The 15,533-nt window shown below is 66.9% G+C and carries 20 protein-coding genes and 1 pseudogene; 12 read left to right on the top strand and 9 right to left on the bottom strand.

The window, feature by feature from the left end; all coding sequences use genetic code 11:
* Window positions 1–115 precede the first annotated feature (115 nt).
* Genes cmtR through QUE33_RS12710 form a run of 6 tightly spaced genes read left to right on the top strand, consistent with a single transcriptional unit; the run spans window position 116 to window position 3,851 of the window.
* On the top strand, window positions 116–475 hold the full coding sequence (gene cmtR, locus QUE33_RS12685) for a Cd(II)/Pb(II)-sensing metalloregulatory transcriptional regulator CmtR (RefSeq protein WP_036297877.1): 360 nt from the start codon (window positions 116–118) through the stop codon (window positions 473–475).
* On the top strand, window positions 472–2,388 hold the full coding sequence (locus QUE33_RS12690) for a heavy metal translocating P-type ATPase (protein WP_036297919.1): 1,917 nt from the start codon (window positions 472–474) through the stop codon (window positions 2,386–2,388). Before cmtR ends, QUE33_RS12690 begins: the two co-directional genes overlap by 4 nt.
* Window positions 2,388–2,807 (top strand): cadmium resistance transporter, encoded by a 420-nt coding sequence (locus QUE33_RS12695; protein ID WP_286300512.1) that lies wholly within the window; start codon window positions 2,388–2,390, stop codon window positions 2,805–2,807. Before QUE33_RS12690 ends, QUE33_RS12695 begins: the two co-directional genes overlap by 1 nt.
* Window positions 2,708–2,995 carry a cadmium resistance transporter gene (locus QUE33_RS12700; RefSeq protein ID WP_286300515.1) on the top strand — a complete coding sequence of 96 codons (288 nt, stop codon included), beginning with the start codon at window positions 2,708–2,710 and terminating at the stop codon, window positions 2,993–2,995. Before QUE33_RS12695 ends, QUE33_RS12700 begins: the two co-directional genes overlap by 100 nt.
* Complete coding sequence (locus QUE33_RS12705) at window positions 2,992–3,522, top strand: signal peptidase II (protein WP_036297873.1); 531 nt, start codon at window positions 2,992–2,994, stop codon at window positions 3,520–3,522. The genes QUE33_RS12700 and QUE33_RS12705 overlap by 4 nt, the downstream gene beginning before the upstream one ends.
* An 11-nt stretch (window positions 3,523–3,533) precedes the next feature.
* On the top strand, window positions 3,534–3,851 hold the full coding sequence (locus tag QUE33_RS12710; protein ID WP_286300517.1) for a thioredoxin family protein: 318 nt from the start codon (window positions 3,534–3,536) through the stop codon (window positions 3,849–3,851).
* Here QUE33_RS12710 and QUE33_RS12715 read toward each other — a convergent pair whose 3' ends face one another.
* From QUE33_RS12715 to QUE33_RS12725, 3 genes are all read right to left on the bottom strand, one after another.
* Window positions 3,852–5,705 (bottom strand): site-specific integrase, encoded by a 1,854-nt coding sequence (locus QUE33_RS12715; RefSeq protein ID WP_286300518.1) that lies wholly within the window; start codon window positions 5,703–5,705, stop codon window positions 3,852–3,854.
* Window positions 5,706–5,806: 101 nt separating this feature from the next.
* Entirely contained in the window at window positions 5,807–6,142 is a 336-nt protein-coding gene (locus QUE33_RS12720; RefSeq protein ID WP_058631822.1) for a helix-turn-helix domain-containing protein, read from the bottom strand.
* Window positions 6,132–7,250, bottom strand: coding sequence for a tyrosine-type recombinase/integrase (locus tag QUE33_RS12725; protein ID WP_247641157.1), 1,119 nt, complete (start codon window positions 7,248–7,250; stop codon window positions 6,132–6,134). Before QUE33_RS12725 ends, QUE33_RS12720 begins: the two co-directional genes overlap by 11 nt.
* A 176-nt stretch (window positions 7,251–7,426) precedes the next feature.
* Here QUE33_RS12725 and QUE33_RS12730 point away from each other — a divergent pair, with 176 nt between their 5' ends.
* Both QUE33_RS12730 and QUE33_RS12735 read left to right on the top strand, forming a co-directional pair.
* Window positions 7,427–8,014 (top strand): MFS transporter, encoded by a 588-nt coding sequence (locus QUE33_RS12730; RefSeq protein ID WP_286300525.1) that lies wholly within the window; start codon window positions 7,427–7,429, stop codon window positions 8,012–8,014.
* A gap of 37 nt (window positions 8,015–8,051) precedes the next feature.
* Window positions 8,052–8,750 carry a GntR family transcriptional regulator gene (locus tag QUE33_RS12735; protein ID WP_286300526.1) on the top strand — a complete coding sequence of 233 codons (699 nt, stop codon included), beginning with the start codon at window positions 8,052–8,054 and terminating at the stop codon, window positions 8,748–8,750.
* A 77-nt stretch (window positions 8,751–8,827) separates the two neighbouring features.
* On the opposite strand, the gene QUE33_RS12740 is transcribed toward QUE33_RS12735, so the two are convergent.
* A complete protein-coding gene (locus QUE33_RS12740; protein WP_286300527.1) occupies window positions 8,828–9,562 on the bottom strand; it encodes an SDR family NAD(P)-dependent oxidoreductase in 735 nt (244 codons plus the stop codon).
* 2 nt (window positions 9,563–9,564) lie between these two features.
* Window positions 9,565–10,191 (bottom strand): NADPH-dependent F420 reductase, encoded by a 627-nt coding sequence (locus QUE33_RS12745; RefSeq protein WP_286300528.1) that lies wholly within the window; start codon window positions 10,189–10,191, stop codon window positions 9,565–9,567.
* Between the two features lie 146 nt (window positions 10,192–10,337).
* Between QUE33_RS12745 and QUE33_RS12750 the strand changes: the two genes are divergently transcribed.
* Entirely contained in the window at window positions 10,338–11,003 is a 666-nt protein-coding gene (locus tag QUE33_RS12750) for a TetR/AcrR family transcriptional regulator (protein ID WP_286300529.1), read from the top strand.
* Window positions 11,004–11,045: 42 nt separating this feature from the next.
* On the opposite strand, the gene QUE33_RS12755 is transcribed toward QUE33_RS12750, so the two are convergent.
* The 3 genes from QUE33_RS12755 to QUE33_RS12765 are packed head-to-tail and all read right to left on the bottom strand — an operon-like array spanning window position 11,046 to window position 13,052.
* Window positions 11,046–11,423, bottom strand: coding sequence for a cupredoxin domain-containing protein (locus tag QUE33_RS12755; RefSeq protein ID WP_286300530.1), 378 nt, complete (start codon window positions 11,421–11,423; stop codon window positions 11,046–11,048).
* Between the two features lie 60 nt (window positions 11,424–11,483).
* A complete protein-coding gene (locus QUE33_RS12760) occupies window positions 11,484–12,236 on the bottom strand; it encodes an SDR family oxidoreductase (protein ID WP_286300531.1) in 753 nt (250 codons plus the stop codon).
* Between the two features lie 60 nt (window positions 12,237–12,296).
* Complete coding sequence (locus QUE33_RS12765; RefSeq protein ID WP_286300532.1) at window positions 12,297–13,052, bottom strand: SDR family oxidoreductase; 756 nt, start codon at window positions 13,050–13,052, stop codon at window positions 12,297–12,299.
* Between the two features lie 292 nt (window positions 13,053–13,344).
* Here QUE33_RS12765 and QUE33_RS12770 point away from each other — a divergent pair, with 292 nt between their 5' ends.
* The 3 genes and pseudogenes from QUE33_RS12770 to QUE33_RS12775 all read left to right on the top strand — a co-directional run bounded on the left by QUE33_RS12770 (window position 13,345) and on the right by QUE33_RS12775 (window position 14,829).
* The gene (locus QUE33_RS12770) at window positions 13,345–14,085 is read left to right on the top strand and encodes a DUF4192 family protein (protein ID WP_286300533.1); all 741 of its coding nucleotides are present in this window, start codon (window positions 13,345–13,347) and stop codon (window positions 14,083–14,085) included.
* 50 nt (window positions 14,086–14,135) lie between these two features.
* Window positions 14,136–14,231: pseudogene (locus QUE33_RS16260) on the top strand (type II toxin-antitoxin system Phd/YefM family antitoxin); the annotation flags it as partial.
* A gap of 187 nt (window positions 14,232–14,418) precedes the next feature.
* Window positions 14,419–14,829, top strand: coding sequence for a type II toxin-antitoxin system VapC family toxin (locus QUE33_RS12775; protein WP_286300534.1), 411 nt, complete (start codon window positions 14,419–14,421; stop codon window positions 14,827–14,829).
* A gap of 30 nt (window positions 14,830–14,859) precedes the next feature.
* Here QUE33_RS12775 and QUE33_RS12780 read toward each other — a convergent pair whose 3' ends face one another.
* The gene (locus tag QUE33_RS12780; protein ID WP_286300535.1) at window positions 14,860–15,519 is read right to left on the bottom strand and encodes a histidine phosphatase family protein; all 660 of its coding nucleotides are present in this window, start codon (window positions 15,517–15,519) and stop codon (window positions 14,860–14,862) included.
* Between the last annotated feature and the right edge of the window lie 14 nt (window positions 15,520–15,533).

Genomic DNA, 15,533 nt, shown 5'->3' on the forward strand with positions numbered 1-15,533 from the left:
TGGTAGCGCCGACTGTTGTTGAGTTGCGTATTCAGCGGCTTCCGACTCTTCTCCCAATGAATGGTGGGGAACTGATCACCAATGATTGATCAGCGCTTGCTGTATAGTTCAGTACATGCTGACTATTGCTTCGCGCCTCGACGTCATGAACCGGCTCGGCCGGGCCATGGCGGACCCGACGCGCTCCCGGATCCTGATGACTCTGCTGAACGCCCCGAGCTATCCAGCCGTGCTCTCGCGCGAGCTGGAGCTGACCCGCTCGAACGTCTCGAACCACCTGACGTGCCTGCGTGACTGCGGGATCGTGGTCGCCGAGCCTGAGGGTCGCCAGACGCGCTACGAGATCGCTGACCCGCATCTTGCGGCTGCGCTCGTCGCGCTCGTGGATGTGACGCTGGCGGTCGATGAGCACGCGCCGTGTGTGGACTCGTCGTGCACGGTGCCGGGCTGCTGCGGTACAGGGGCGGACGCGTGAGCGCGGCGTGTAGCTGCGAGCACGAGCCTGCCACTGCGGCGGAGGATGAGACCGAAGAGGTGGAGCGGCCCTGGTGGAGGGACCGTGGGATCATGGTGCCGGTCTTCTCCGGTGTCGCGTTCCTGGCTGGTCTGATCCTTGAATGGTCCGGGCTCGAGATCCCGGCGCTCGTACTGTTCTGGATCGGCCTGCTGCTGGGCGCGTCGACGTTCACTCCTGGCGCGATTCGGAAGCTGTTCAAGGGCAAGCTCGGGATCGGGCTGCTGATGACGATCAGCGCGATCGGCGCGGTCATCCTCGGCTATGTGGAGGAGGCCGCTGCTCTGGCGTTCTTGTACTCGATTGCTGAGGCGCTTGAGGACAAGGCGATGGACCGTGCCCGTGGCGGCCTGCGGGCGCTGCTGAAGCTCGTGCCGGAGACGGCGACCGTGCTGCAGAGCGGCGTCTCTGCGCAGGTGCCGGCGAGGGAGTTGACGGTCGGCCAGGTCATGGTGGTCCGCCCGGGCGAACGGATCGCAACCGACGGGATCGTCCGCTCTGGCCGCTCAAGCCTGGACACCTCGGCGATCACCGGGGAGTCGATCCCCGTCGAGGTCGAGCCCGGGGACGCGGTGTCGGCCGGCGCGATTAACAGCTCCGGCGTGCTGGAGGTCGAGGCGACCGCGGCCGGTACCGATAACTCGCTTACGACGATCGTGGAGTTGGTCGAGAAAGCGCAGACGGAGAAGGGCGAGCGTGCGCGTCTCGCGGACCGGATCGCCCGCCCGCTCGTACCCGGTGTGCTGATTCTCGCAGCGCTCGTCGCGATCATTGGGTCACTGCTGGGCGACCCGGAGGTATGGATCACTCGTGCGCTCGTCGTGCTGGTAGCGGCCTCTCCGTGCGCGCTGGCGATCTCGGTGCCGTTGACGGTCGTTGCCGCGATCGGCGCGGCGAGCAAGTTCGGCGTGATCATCAAGTCCGGCGCGGTCTTCGAGCGCTTCGGCACGGTCCGGCACGTCGCGGTCGACAAGACCGGCACCCTGACCCGTAACGAGCCCGCGGTCACCGCGGTCCTCACTGCGAACGGCATTGCCGAGGAGCAGGCGCTGGCTTGGGCGGCGGCTCTGGAGCAGCACAGCACGCATCCCCTTGCGGCGGCGATCACCGCTGCAGCCCCGGGTGTTCCCGTGGCCGCGGATGTGACCGAGCAGGCCGGGCACGGCATCGACGGCACCGTCGATGGCGCTCGTATCACGGTCGGCAGCCCCCGCTGGCTCGACGCCGGCGAGCTCGGCGACCGGGTTGCAGGGCTTGAGGAGCAGGGCATGACTGTCGTGATCGTGCACCGCGACGAGGCACCGGTCGCGGCGATCGGCGTCCGCGACGAGCTGCGTCCGGAAGTCCCCGAGGTGGTCCGCACGCTTGCGGATCAGGGCGTCGGCATGACGATGCTCACCGGGGACAACGCCCGCACCGCTCGTGCGCTGGCTGCGCAGGCCGGGATCGCTGATGTGCGCGCGGAGCTGCGCCCTGAGGACAAGGCGACCGCGATCGGCGAGTTGTCGAAGGCGGGATCGGTCGCGATGATCGGTGACGGCATCAACGACGCCCCGGCCCTGGCGTCCGCGGACATCGGCATCGCGATGGGAGCGACCGGCTCCGATGCGGCGATCGAGTCTGCGGACGTGGCCTTCACGGGTCATGATCTGCGGCTCATCCCGCGGGCGTTCGATCACGCGCGGCGGGGCCGGCGGATCATCAACCAGAACATCATCCTGTCCCTGCTGATCATCACCGCACTGCTCCCGCTCGCGCTCTTCGGGGTCCTGGGGCTCGCGGCTGTCGTCCTGGTCCACGAGGTCGCGGAGGTCATCGTGATCCTCAACGGCCTGCGCGCCGCACGCACCCGCACACCACGAATGGAAAGCTGATGCTCGCAACCATCGGGTCGGCGATCGGCCTGTTCGCGGCGACCAACATCGACGACATCGTCGTGCTCACCGTGCTGTTCCTCGCCTCCAGCCGGGGAAAGCCGCGACCGTGGCAGATCGTCGCAGGCCAGTACCTCGGGTTCATCACACTCGTCGTGATCAGCGTGATCGCCGCGCTCGGTCTCACGATCGTCCCGGACGAATGGGTCGGCTTCCTGGGTCTGATCCCGCTCGGCATCGGCATCTGGACGCTCATTCGCGGCCTGCGCCGTAACGGCGACGACGATGATGACGACTCCAAGATCACCGCGGTCGGACTATGGGGGTCGCCGGGATCACGATCGCCAACGGGGCCGACAACATCTCCCTCTACACGCCGATCTTCCGCACCAGCTCGCCCGGCGACGTCGCGGTCATGATCGTCGTGTTCCTGATCCTCGTCGCCGTCTGGTGCGCTGCCGGGCGACTGATCGGCACCCACAAGGCCGTCACCGAAACGCTCGAACGTGTCGAGCACTGGCTCGTCCCCGTCGTGTTCATCGGCCTGGGCCTGTTCATCCTCATTGAATCCGGCGTTATCGTCCGTCTCTTCGAGGCCCTCGCATGACCCCGGACACGAATACCGACGTTGAGTCGGCATCGGCGTCGGGAGAGCGTCCGCAGAGAGGACGCTGGCGGCTCACTGCCTGGGCGCTTCTGATCGCCGTGGTCGTCGTCGTGATCGATCAGGGAACGAAAGTGTGGGCCGAGGCGACCCTGTCGGAGCACGAGCGCATCCCGCTGATCGGCGACCTGTTGGGCCTGCAGCTCGCGTACAACCCCGGCGCGGCGTTCTCCTTCGGGGAGAGCTTCACCTGGGTGTTCGCTCTCATCGCCGTCGCGGCCACGGCCACCGCGATCGTGTTCGCGTTCCGGGTCCGACGCCCCGGGTGGGCGATCGTGATCGGTGCGCTCGGCGGGGCCGCTGCTTCGCACGCCGGCGACCGGCTTTTCCGCCAACCAGGATTCGCCCGGGGGCACGTCGTCGACTTCCTCGCCTACGGCAACTGGTTCATCGGGAACCTCGCCGACATCGTGATCGTCACCGCTACGATTGCCGGAGCGCTCCTGATGCTCCGCGGCACCGAGAACTGAGAGGGCCAACCATGGAGATCACCCTGCAGTACTTCGACGGCTGCCCGAACTGGGAAGTACTCGACCGCCGGCTTGCTGAGCTGTTCGACGGTCGATCAGATATCCGCGTCACACGACAGTTGGTCGAGACCGCCGAGGACGCCGAGCGCCTCGGATTCCACGGGTCACCGACCGTCCTCGTCGACGGCGTCGATCCCTTCGCCGACGAGCACACGCCGGTCGGGCTCGCCTGCCGGGTGTTCCGTACCCCTGCCGGGCTGGGAGGCTCTCCGACCGTCGAGCAACTGCGCGAAGCGATTTCCGGCCCGGCTCTGACGGGTGATGCTTGATCAGGGGTGGGTGGAGCGGAGAGCCGGGTAATCGGACCACTCGCCACCGGCGAGACGCGACCATGAGGCAGCGGATGCCGTCGTGATGCCGAGGAGATCCGAGACGATCCGGGGATGCAGTTGCCGGGTGAGCTCGATGAGCGCTGTCGTGCGGGCGCTCCCGGCAAGCAGGCCTTCGGCGCGAAGGCGACGGCTGAGCGGCCCCGGGGTGAGGTGACGGCCCGGGTTCCGGCCGGGGAACAACCACCCTTCAGGATGGCCCTTTGTGGCATCGACGAGCTCGACGATGGCGTCGCCGAGGATCGCGGGGACCTCGATCGGCTCGGCCCCGACGGTGAGCGTCACGGGCCGCGAGCTCGTGTCGACCTGTGCCCGGGTGATCGTGACGATGCGGGTCAGCTGGATCCCGTAGAGCAGCACGAGGAGACCCGCGGCCCGGGTCTTCGGGTCCATGTCGGCATCGGATAGGAACCTGCGGGCCATCTGCCATCGGTGATCAGAGGCGTAGTCTCGCCCCTCGAGGCGATGGGCTCGAAACTCGACCCGAAGGGTGCTCAGCCGGTGTTTTCGCAGCCAGCGAGTGAACGGTGCCAGCGCGTCGCGTTGGCTAGGCGAATCGGTCAGATACGCGTCGAGTAGGCGCTGCGGGAACGTCGCCAGCGTCTCCTGCTGCGCCCGGATCTCCCCGAGGAACGCGGCGCAGTACTTCAGTGCAGCCCTCTGCCTCTGGAAGCCGGAAGCAGGGCTGGACGCGCTGCGCAGTGTCCGAGTGGATCGGAGGAGCTCCCAGGTGCAGTAGCGGCGCAGGATCAACCGGTCCTCGGGATGGTCGATGCCATCGAGCCAGTCGTTGAGCCAGTGGGTGAAACGCGTGCCCTCGACGTCGAGCTCCGGCAGCACGCCGGAACGGACCAGCAGTGAGAGGAGGAACGCGACCGACTGTCCCGACCGGGCTCGGGTGATGATCGCCTCGGCGGTGAGCGGCAGGGTCCCGTCCGCGAGCTCGCGGAGCACCATCGCGCACTTGCTCTTGTGCAGCCAGCGTTCGAGCGACGCCGCTTTGCCATGGTGCGTGAGCAGATAGTCAGCAAGGGGGTGGAGGTCCGCGCGGATCTCTCCCGAATCGTCGGCGAGCAGTTGCTGGATCGCGACGGGCCGGCGGCACTCGACGCAGAGGTGATGTTTGCGGATCTCCTCGATCGAGCCGCATCCGGGGCAGGCCATCGTGATCGGAGTACCCGCGCAGTCGGCGCAGACCATCTGGCCATTCATGAAGCCGGTCAGGAACACCCTGCGCGCGCACTCGGGACAAGGTTGTGGTCTGCGCATCGCGTAGTAGCAGCGCGCGCATACTCGTCGTCCGTCGAGGTGGGAGGCGACGCGGCCAGGTTCTCCGCAGAGACCACAGGTCTTGATCGGTGCGGTGTAGCAGGCCAGACAGACCAGTTCCGGGCGACGGACGATGATGGTCGCATGCTGACCGCACCGCGAGCAGTCGCCGAACGATCGAGGGTCGGCTCGCCAACAGTCACGGCAGAAACGCTGTCCGTCGATCGTGCGCTGCACGGGCCGGACCCGGCCACAGGACGCGCACGAGACGGACCGGGCGTTCCGCTCGCATCGGGAGCAGTGCCGACCACCGCCCGGCGTCTTGTGGGGCATTCTCACCGCGCGTCCGCAGGACTCACACGTCGGCAACACCACCCGGCTCGCCCCTTCTTCGACCAGCGCATGGGCCAGATCCTGAACGGTCACCGGCACGTTCGCATGCTGCCCCTCCAGGACTCCGGGCTGCTTGATCAGCGCGAGCTCAAGAAGCCGCTGCGTGAGGGGTACTGGCGCAACCGAATGCACGATCTCAGCGATTCGCTCGCGAGAGATCTCGGGAACGAGAGGGCGGACGAGAGCGACGACTTCAGCGACTCGCGGCAGCTGCGGAGGCTTGGCCACCGCGGCTACTTCGTACGCGGCCGACGAATCGCCGCGCGAACAGGACGGAGATCACCGATCGCCCCCCGTGTCGCCTCCTCACCCACCGCCACCGGGGTCGAGGCCTCCCGGCGAGTGATCGTCACGAGATCGTCGAGCGAGCACTCCAGCGCATCGCACAACGCCGCCAACACGTCGAGACGCACCCGCTGGGGCGGCTGAGTCACCAGCCGATACACCTGCTCCCGGGACAGGTCGATGCCGCGCTCTTCGAGTAGGGGTTTCAGTTTGGAGGTCTGGAAGATCCCGCGCGACGCCATCACGCTGCGCAGATTCCAGCCGGTGTCGAGCTCAACGGTCATCAGCTTCTCCTTCGATGAGGGCCTTCAGCGCTTCGGCGAGCACACGGTTCTTGTAGTCCGAGCTGACGGAGGCGTAGATCGAGGTCGTCGAGGCATGCATATGCCCGACCTGCTCTTGGACGAATCGATCGGCGTACCCGAACTCCAGAAGGTGTGTGACATAGGAGTGCCGGAGGCTGTGCAACGTCAGGTCCTTCGACAGGCCGGCTTCATCACGCAACTCTGCGAACCTCCGATCGAGATACCCAGCAGACAGACGCGTGCGGCGCTCGGTCACCCAGAGCGCGTCGAGGTCGTCTCCGGGCGCGAAACGGGCCCGGGCCTGCTCGAGCCATTGCTGCATGCCGGGGACCCACCAGTCGAATTCCGGCACCAGCAGCACCGTGCGACGTCGTGGCGCGCCACCGCCCGCCGCCTTCGCCCATCGCACGTGGACCGCGCCGTAGCGGCCCCACTGGCGCATCTTCGCGTTGTGGTGCAAATCGACGGTATCGAGCATCACCGCCTCAGTGCGGCGCAGACCGAACGCGTAGACCGTCTTCAGCAACTGGGCATCCCGCAACGCGCCGAGCGCACCCTTTCGCCCGGAACTCACGAGCAGCTCGACGCGGGCGTCGGCCGTATCGAACAGGCGCTCGATCTCGTCGTACGTGAACGGGCGACGCTTCCCATGGCCTTCGAACTCGAACCGGTGCGCCACGGTGTTCCACGGCAGGCACACCTGCGAAGGGACCTCCCCAAACTCGCGATCGCAGATCTCCATCCAGTCGTACAACGGGTTCGTGAGGTAGTCACAGAACCCACGGATAGACCCATGGTTGGCGCGCATCGTCGACAACGTCCGAGTGCGACCGCCAGACTGAGCAGTGAACTCATCCACATCCGCGACAGTCCACCTCCAAGGCGGTTTGTCCACGAAATCACGGAACCGTGTCACCGTCGCCGTCCGGTTCCGGATCGTCTGCTCACGGAGCCCGCGCGACAGCTGCTGGTTCCGCCAACCATCGATCATCGCACTGAAAACCTGCGCTTCCGGGTTCGCCAGTGCGACGTTCGATGCTGACGTGATCAGCCGAAGCGCCGCTGGAGAAGCCTCAAAATCTTGCATTAGATGCAACAAAGTATGGGACAGTGCATCACTGTGTCAACCCAGATCTCCGCATCCGCGAGATCACGCTGTTATGGTCGGAACACTTCGACACCGAAGGAGCCGAATAGGTATCGATTGCAAGCACGGACAGTTGCATTCACTGCAACATGCGAGGGTTCATCGACCTGCGGGTAATGGCAGGGAATATCCCGCTGCTGACCACATATCTGCGCGGGATGCTGACGATGGTCGTCGCCTACGCAATGTTCTTCGGGTTCCCGCAATGGCTGCAGGTCGAGCGCGGATTCACCGCGGTTACCGCAGGACTGCTGCTGCTGCCGACCTTCGCGACGAGCCTGGTGGTCGCGGCGGTGACGGGACGGCACGCGGCGGTGCGCGCCAAGCTCGTCGTCGGCGCTGTCGCGCAGATCGCTGGATGCATCGGGATGCTGTTCATCGACGATGACACCCACATCGTCGGGCTCGTCGTGATCGCGATCGTGTTCGGGGTGCCTCAGGGGCTGCTGAATCTCGCGAATCAGAACGCGATGTTCGGGCAGGCGAACCCTGCCAGCATCGGAGCATCCGCCGGGCTTCTGCGCACCTTCATGTACCTCGGAGCTATCCTGGCCGCCGCCGCAATCGGCGTGTTCTTCCACGACGGCATCGACACCGTCGGCCTGCATGGTCTCTCCGGGCTCATGCTCGGGGTGGCCGCGACGATGTTCGTCCTCGTGCTCTCCGATCGCTCACTGCGACGACTGGATGCATCCGGGCTCTGAGCGCTCTTTGATATAGCGTTGGTGCGGAGGAGAGCGCGTGATCAACAAGACCGGTCTGCGGCCGCTGGCCCGCACGGAGTCCCTGGCGGAGCACGCGTACGTCGCGATCCGCGACAGCATCGCCGATGGTGTGCTCCAACCCGGATCGCCCATCACCGAACGCCAGCTCGCCGCCGATCTCGGCGTGAGTCCGACCCCTGTGCGCGAAGCGCTGCGCAAGCTCGAGCACGAGGGGCTCGTAGAGCGCAGCGACTCGCGGCGTCTCCGGGTCGCCGCGCAGCCGGAGGCGACGCTCGGAGAGCTGATGGAGATCGAGGTGCTCCTGCGAGCAGCGGAGGCGAGGTTCGCGGCGCGGAAGATCGGCGACGATGCGCTCGCACACCTGGGACGGCTCGTGGAGACTGTGGATCGGGAGGTCTCCTCTGCGGACGCGTTCGACCTGATGGCGCTCGCACGAGAGTTCGATGCCGTGATTGCCGAGGCGGCCGGGAACCCGCCGCTGCGACGCATGATCGAGAGCTTCGGCATCCTGGGCGGCGACGATCGCATCCGCACCCTTGAGGATGACGTCGCCGATCCAACATGGACCCGCGGTCGTGTCGACGATCACCTCGCGATCTACCGCGCGCTCCTCGATCATGACGAGGAGAGTGCCGAGGCCCTCATGCGCCGCCATGCGCGCTCCGCCATGCAGCGCCTGACAGCGCGGCCGCACGCTGGCGGCGACGCCCACTGACCCGGCCGGCATGCGCACGTGCGAGAAGGGGAAGCCGCAGCCTGCGGCTTCCCCTTCTGGACGTTTCAGGGGTGCACTCAGATCACTGTCGAGCCTCCGTCCGCCACGAGCTCCATGCCGTTGACGTAGCTGGAGTCGTCTGAGGCGAGGAAGAGCGCCACCGAGGCGATCTCCTCGGGCCGACCCATCTCACGCCGCGGGATGACGGACTCGAAGACCGCCATCATCTGGGCGTCCAGGTTCTTCTCCATCATGGGAGAGGAGACCTGGCCGGGGGTCAGCACGTTCACGCGGATCCTGCGGTCCCGCAGCTCGGCGACCCACACCCGCGCGTACGCGGGGAGCACCGCCTTGCTACCGGCGTACACCGCCCAGTCCGGGTAGCCCCGCACCGAGGCGTTCGAGCCCGTCATGATGATCGACCCGTTGTCGTTGAACAGCGGCAGGGCCTTCTGCACCGTGAACAGAGTGCCACGCGCGTTCACCGAGAACGCGGTGTCGAACTGCTCCTCGGTGACCTCGCCCAGCTTCTGCGACCCACCGGCGCCTGCGCTCGCCCACAGGACGTCGACCGAACCCTTCTCCTGCTTGACCGCCTCGAACACACGGTCCAGGTCCTCGAGGTTCGCCGAGTCCGCCCGCACACCGGTGACGTTGCGTCCGATCTGCTTCACGGCCTCGTCCAACGCGTCCTGGTGACGCCCTGTGATGAAGACATGCGCGCCCTCTTCGACGAACAGCTTCGCGCCCGCAAGCGCCATTCCACTCGTGGCTCCGGTGATCACCGCGGTCTTGCCGTCAAGCTTTCCCATGTTCAGTTCCCTTCTGCGATGTTGACGCCCAGCGAGAACCCGATGCCCAGGCCACCGCGGGCCAGGCCCATCTCCAGCAGCCCGGCGCCCTCGAGCCAGTGCGCCATGGACAGGTCGCCGGCGTCGCGCGGGCGGAGTCCGAGGCTGGTGATGAGCGTCGAGACGCTGGCCTTGGCCTGCGCGTCGTCACCGGCGAAGAACACGTCCGCCGGCTCGCCCGATGCGAGGATCTGACTGAACAGCGTGTTGAAGCCCTTCACGACGTGCGTGCTGGCGGGGGTGGCCTCGTCAACGAGCTTCGCGACGGAGGTGTCGTCGGGCACGGCCAGTCCCGTGCCGGTGGCGTTGAACGGGTTCGTGATGTCGATGACGATTTTGCCTGCAAGGGCCTCGCCGAACTCCTTAGCGACCGGCACGGCGCTGGCGAACAGCACCGCGAGAAAGACGATGTCTCCCGTCGGTGCGGAGCCCCAGGCCCCGGTTGTGACGTCGGTGCCGAGGCTCTTCGCCAGCGACGCCGCCTTGGCCTCGTCGCGAGCGATGATCTGGACGGTGTTGCCGCCCCTGACCGCCCGGCTGCCGATTCCGCGGGCCATGTTGCCCGCGCCGATGATGGTGATGCTGCTCATGATGTGCTCCTTTGTGCGCGTGTGGGCTGTCGAGGGATCTCGGCGGCCGCTGGATGGAGCGTCTAGGTGAGGCACCCCTCCGGTTCATGGAGAGGAACCGGAGGGATGCCTCAGGTATTCCGAGAATTCCGGAGTAGATTGACAGCATGACCATCAGTGAGGTGAAACGCAGGCCCCTGCGCCGTGATGCGCAGGCGCGATACGACCGACTCGTCGCCGCGGCGCGCGTGGAGTTCGCCGCACGCGGCATGGACGCCTCCCTGGAGAAGATCGCCCGTGACGCCGACGTCGCGATCGGCACGCTGTACCGTCACTTCCCGACTCGGATGGACCTGCTGCTCGCTGCGTTCGAGCCCCGGCTGCGCGAGTTCCTCAGCGAAGCCGAGAAGGCTCTGCAGATCGACGATCCCTGGGATGGCTTCGTCGGCTACCTGGAGAACCTGTTCCGCCTGCAGGCGGGTGACCGCGGTTTCAACGATTTCCTGTCACGCCGGTTCCCAGGCAACGCGGCGACCGAGAGCATCCACGACGAGATGTGTCAGCAGATCGAGGACGTGCTCACTCGCGCTCAGGATGCCGGCAGAGTGCGTCCCGACATCAACCGGGCCGACATCGTGAACCTCATCTGGTTCAACGGCCGGATGATCGACGCCACCAGCGTCACCGCCCCGAACGCCTGGCGTCGTCAACTGCACATCATGCTCGATGCCTATCGGGCGGAGCGCGCTCATCCGCTGCCCGAACCGGCGATGACCGACGAGCAGCTGTACGACGCCATGGTCCGGCTCAACGCGGCGGACCCGTCCCGCTGACGCGACCGGTCCGCACCCCTGAGCTCAGTGAGGCTGCAACGGCTACCCGACTGCCCGCACCGTCAGCTCCATGCCCATCGCGCGGTGATTGCTCACGGAGCACCACCCGTCCAGGTCCTCGGCGATGATGCCGGCATCGATCACCTCGGTCTCGTCGGGCATGAGGCGTGCTGAGCTCTTGCCGTTCTCCAGGGTGAGGTCGTGCACCTCCGTCCCGGTGTTCTCGAAGGTGATGACGAGTTCGTCGCCGACCGGCACCTCCACGACGTCAGGCACGAACCGCATCCCGTCCACGGTCACGGTGACCTCGGTGGTGTTGCCGGTGGGTGTGACGCTCGGTCCGGACGCGCAGCCCGAGAGCAGGAGAAGGGCGGCAACGAGCGCGCCGCCCTTCATGAAGGAATTTCGGACACGTGACACGGTGCGCTCCCGGATGCGACGGACAGGACTGTATGACCATCCTCCCGCACCGAACCCTCGTCATCTCCGCACGTGGTCCTCGCTGTGCAGCCACTGGTCGAAGTCGATGCGCGCGTGCTCGGCATCCGCTCCGCCGCGCAGCGAGCCGGAGGCGAGTCCGCGACCGTACGCGCCGGGGAGGCGTATCTCGACGACCCGGCGTCGGATGCCGTCGAAGGCGAGCTGTCTGCGTGCGAGCTCGGCGAGATCCTCGTCGCGCGGTCCGACGAGGTCCGTGGCGCGGCCCTGCGGCCCCTGCTCGGCCACCCGAACCAGGTGCGCTCCGACCTCGCGCGCGGCGACCGGCCGAACAGGTGCGCGAGGGATGAGCGCGAACGGCCCGCGCGTGCCCGACAGCAGCTGACCGGCGAACTCGTGGAACTGTGAGACCCGGGCGATCGTGAACGGAACCGTGCCCGCGCTGACCGCGCGCTCCTGTGCCAGCTTGCCGGCGTAGTACGACGCATCGATGTCGTCGATCCCGACGATCGACAAGGCGACGTGATGGCCCACGCCCGCTCGTTCCTCCGCGGCGAGCAGGTGGCGGGTGCCGTTCTCGAAGAAGGCCCTCGCCCGCTTCGCCGACAGTGACATGATGTTCGTCACGTCGATCACGGCATCCGCCCGGTCGAGGGCGGCGTCGAGCCCGCTGCCGGTCTGCACGTCCGCACCAGACGCACGCGAGAGCACGACGACCTCGTGTCCCGCATCGTGTGCGGCCTGTACGGTGTGCCTGCCGACCGTGCCGGTGCCGCCGGCTACCACGATCCTCATCAGATCCTCTCCGTTCTGCTGTCGGTGCGAGCCCCGCTGTGCATCCGGTTCTCGTTCACGCTACTTGCGGGGCGGGTTCGCCGGGAGCCACTCCTCGAGCGTCGTGCCGAAGATCTGCGCGCCGTCGAGCGGAATCAGGGTGCGCTCCTCGATCACCGCACCGTAGTACGGAGCCGTGTCGTCGCGGACGACCGTGCGTGCATCCCCTCGGAACGCCAGTGCGCGGCGGGCGAACTCGTCCATGCCGAACGCCTCCGGCCCGGCGATCTCGAAGTCGCCCGCTGGCGTGCCGGCGGCCGCTCGGGCGACGGCGGTGGCGACGTCCTCCGCGGCGATCGGCTGGATGAGTGCTCCGGGAAGACGCACGGTGTCGCCATGGGTGGAGATGTCGGCGATGCTGCCGACGAACTCGAAGAACTGCGTCGCGTGCACCAGCGAGTATCCGATGCCGGAGTCGCGGATCAGCTTCTCCTGAGCGGTCTTCGCCGCGAAGTACGGGATGTTCTGCGGGCGGTTCGTGCCGACGATGGTCAGCGCGACATGATGACTCACCCCGGCCTCGGCCTCGGCCTCGAGGATGTTGCGTGTCGACGTGGTGAAGAACTCCATCACGTCGTCCGGCGCGAATGAAGGCGAGTTGCTCACGTCCACCACCGTCGCCGCATCCTGGAGTGCGTCGGCGAGTCCCTGTCCGGTGAGGCAGTCGACCCCGGTCGCGGGAGATGCGGCCACGGCCTCGTGTCCGTGGGCCTTCAGCTTTGCGACGACCTTCGAGCCGATCAGCCCGGTGCCGCCGATGACGACGATCTTTGCCATCTTCTGTTCCTTTCTTCTGGGCGCCGCTCTGGCGTCACCAGGGATGACAGCGGAGGCTGCGTCGTTGTGACAGGGAGTCGACGGCTGTATCCACCGGGGTCGGAGGGCGCTTTCGTCAGGACTGCGGCGCGAGGCTTGAGTCCGCAGCGGACGACGAAGGTCCTGCTTCCCCGGGATCAGGGCTCTGCGGCCTGCTCGGAACTGTCCCTGCACAATCGCCGAATCTGATCGCTTGTCCACAGATCACATGTTCTCGTCACTTGCAGGTGAGCGCATCCGCGAGGATCGAGCGATGGACGACCTCACGACCACGCGAACCGGACTCCGGTTGCCTGCCATCGACCCGCACGACAGGGAGCAGGTGTTCGCGCACCTCGCGTCCATCGCCGACGGCATGCCGGAACTCTCTCTGCAGCTGTCGAACAGCGAGGCGTATCGAGGAGCTGACGAGTCTGGCGAGAACGGCGGACCCTTTACTCATTGGGAAGTGCTCCATCTGATCGTCTCGCTCGTCGAGACGCTTTTCGATGAGGAGGTGGTGGCGTTCTCGCCCGCATTCCACGCACAGCTCGCGATCATGCTGCAGTACCCCGTGGTGCCCGATGCGGTGTCGATGCAGATCGCTTTCGGGCGGGAGATGGGAGAGGAATCCTTGCGGGTGATTGAGCGACTGGTGGCTGCCGCAGAGTCCCTTGGGCTCCCTGTCGATGAGCACATCGCCGATCTCGCGGCGTCCGGTCAGATCGGACACGATCTCCCCGCTCGGTGCTTCCGCGGAGAGTTGCACAGGTCCCCGGATCGAATGCGAATGCGCAAAGCCATCGACTTCTTCCGCGTCACGGCGGCGCAGGCCCCCGAGCCGCTGCGTCCGCCCGTGCTCTGCGTGATCGCCTGGCTGCTCTGGGCCATGGGCAAGCGACCGGTCGCACTCGTCTATCTGCGTGAGGCCGTTGCGATCGATCCGGGTCACATCCTGGCCCTCGGGTGCGCCTCGCATTTCAGTGGGCATCAGCCGGAATGGGTACGCGGATGAGAACGGTGCGACGATTGAACAATGTTGTACACGATTGTACAATTTCAGATATGGCGACGATCAGTGCGAGCGCGGCTCGGCAGACTCTCCCCGCTCAACTCGACCTCGTCGAGAAGGGCGAGGAGATCTCGATCACGCGCCACGGCCGCGTCGTCGCCGTTCTGGTCCGCCCTGATGCGCTCGCCGCGCGACGAGCGTCGAGAGCCTGGGCAGAGGCGGATCGGATAGGGGCGCTGCTGGGGCGGGCCCGCACCGAGCAGGCGGCGCCGCCGCTGATGACTGCGGCGCGCGCTGAAGAACTGGTCGACTCCTTCGCACAGACCGCACCGCACGATGAGCATCGCCTTCGATGCGGATGTGCTCATCTACGCCGCATCGCAGCATCCGCTCGGGGCCGGTGTCGCGAAGCTCTTCGCGAGTGCCGGCGACGACCCGGTCGGCATCGGATCGGTGCTGCTGCTCGCGGAGGTACTCGCGAAGCCGATGCGCGCCGACCCGGACTCCACCGAGGTGCGGGCGTTGCTGAGTCTGCTCGGTCATCTCGAGTTGCGCCCGTTCGACGAGCCGACCGCACGGCTCTCCCTGGCGCTCGCGATGTCCTACGGTCTGCGCGCAGCGGATGCCATGCACCTGGCGACTGCGGTCGCCAGCGGTGCCGAGCAGTTCCTCACGAACAATCGCAAGGACTTCCCGAAGACGATCGAGGAAGTCGAAGTGATCTACCCGAGCGAGCTGGCGATCTGACAGAGGAACGCTCGGCGGGACGGAATCGTCTCAGGACTCCGAGGGCTGCATCGGAAGGGCCGGCCCGTGGTTCCAGGCGAGGATCGCCGGCTGTTCGCGGGCGAAGCCCAGCACGGATGCCGAGCCGGCATCCAGCGAGATGGAGGCGGCGAACCGAGGTGCCTGCCGCAGGAACACCGAGGCGAGGATGCGCAGGTAGTGCCCGTGTGCGACCAGCGCCACATCCCCCGACGCCATCGCCGGCAGCACGCGCGTGAGCACCCGCGAGGCGCGGGCGGCGACCTCTTCCACGGTCTCGCCGGGGGTCTTCCCACGGATCACGCCGTGCTCGAAGGCGGTCCAGTCGTAGCCGAGCTCTGCTCGGATGTCGCGAGTGGTGCGTCCTTCGTACCCGCCGTAGTCCCACTCCATCAGCAGCGGGTCGATCTCGGCATCCAGGCCCGCGAGCTCGGCCGTGCGCCGGGCACGCTGCAGCGGTGAGCTGAGGATCAGCCGGAAGTCGTACCCCCGCACCAGCTCGCCGGCCGCCCTCGCCAGCTCCTCGCCGTGCGCGGTGAGCGGGATGTCTGTCAGCCCGGTGTGCCGGCCGGTGCGCGACCACTCGGTCTCGCCGTGGCGCAGCAGCACGAGCTTTCCCTGCGGGTGGTCGGGGGCGGGGCGATCGGGCAGCGTGTCGGTTGCGGCATCCACCTCGCCACCGTACC

Source organism: Microbacterium suwonense, from assembly GCF_030296555.1.
GTDB lineage: Bacteria > Actinomycetota > Actinomycetes > Actinomycetales > Microbacteriaceae > Microbacterium > Microbacterium suwonense.

Bases quoted from the DNA above. Each gene is read 5' to 3' on its own strand.
- QUE33_RS12720 (WP_058631822.1), bottom strand. From the start codon at position 6,142: ATGACCGTTGAGCTCGACACCGGCTGGAATCTGCGCAGCGTGATGGCG.
- QUE33_RS12750 (WP_286300529.1), top strand. From the start codon at position 10,338: ATGACCATCAGTGAGGTGAAACGCAGGCCCCTGCGCCGTGATGCGCAG.
- QUE33_RS12705 (WP_036297873.1), top strand. From the start codon at position 2,992: ATGACCCCGGACACGAATACCGACGTTGAGTCGGCATCGGCGTCGGGA.
- cmtR (WP_036297877.1), top strand. From the start codon at position 116: ATGCTGACTATTGCTTCGCGCCTCGACGTCATGAACCGGCTCGGCCGG.
- QUE33_RS12725 (WP_247641157.1), bottom strand. From the start codon at position 7,250: ATGCAAGATTTTGAGGCTTCTCCAGCGGCGCTTCGGCTGATCACGTCA.
- QUE33_RS12740 (WP_286300527.1), bottom strand. From the start codon at position 9,562: ATGGGAAAGCTTGACGGCAAGACCGCGGTGATCACCGGAGCCACGAGT.
- QUE33_RS12765 (WP_286300532.1), bottom strand. From the start codon at position 13,052: ATGGCAAAGATCGTCGTCATCGGCGGCACCGGGCTGATCGGCTCGAAG.
- QUE33_RS12695 (WP_286300512.1), top strand. From the start codon at position 2,388: ATGCTCGCAACCATCGGGTCGGCGATCGGCCTGTTCGCGGCGACCAAC.
- QUE33_RS12710 (WP_286300517.1), top strand. From the start codon at position 3,534: ATGGAGATCACCCTGCAGTACTTCGACGGCTGCCCGAACTGGGAAGTA.
- QUE33_RS12730 (WP_286300525.1), top strand. From the start codon at position 7,427: ATGGCAGGGAATATCCCGCTGCTGACCACATATCTGCGCGGGATGCTG.
- QUE33_RS12760 (WP_286300531.1), bottom strand. From the start codon at position 12,236: ATGAGGATCGTGGTAGCCGGCGGCACCGGCACGGTCGGCAGGCACACC.
- QUE33_RS12745 (WP_286300528.1), bottom strand. From the start codon at position 10,191: ATGAGCAGCATCACCATCATCGGCGCGGGCAACATGGCCCGCGGAATC.
- QUE33_RS12770 (WP_286300533.1), top strand. From the start codon at position 13,345: ATGGACGACCTCACGACCACGCGAACCGGACTCCGGTTGCCTGCCATC.
- QUE33_RS12775 (WP_286300534.1), top strand. From the start codon at position 14,419: ATGAGCATCGCCTTCGATGCGGATGTGCTCATCTACGCCGCATCGCAG.
- QUE33_RS12700 (WP_286300515.1), top strand. From the start codon at position 2,708: ATGGGGGTCGCCGGGATCACGATCGCCAACGGGGCCGACAACATCTCC.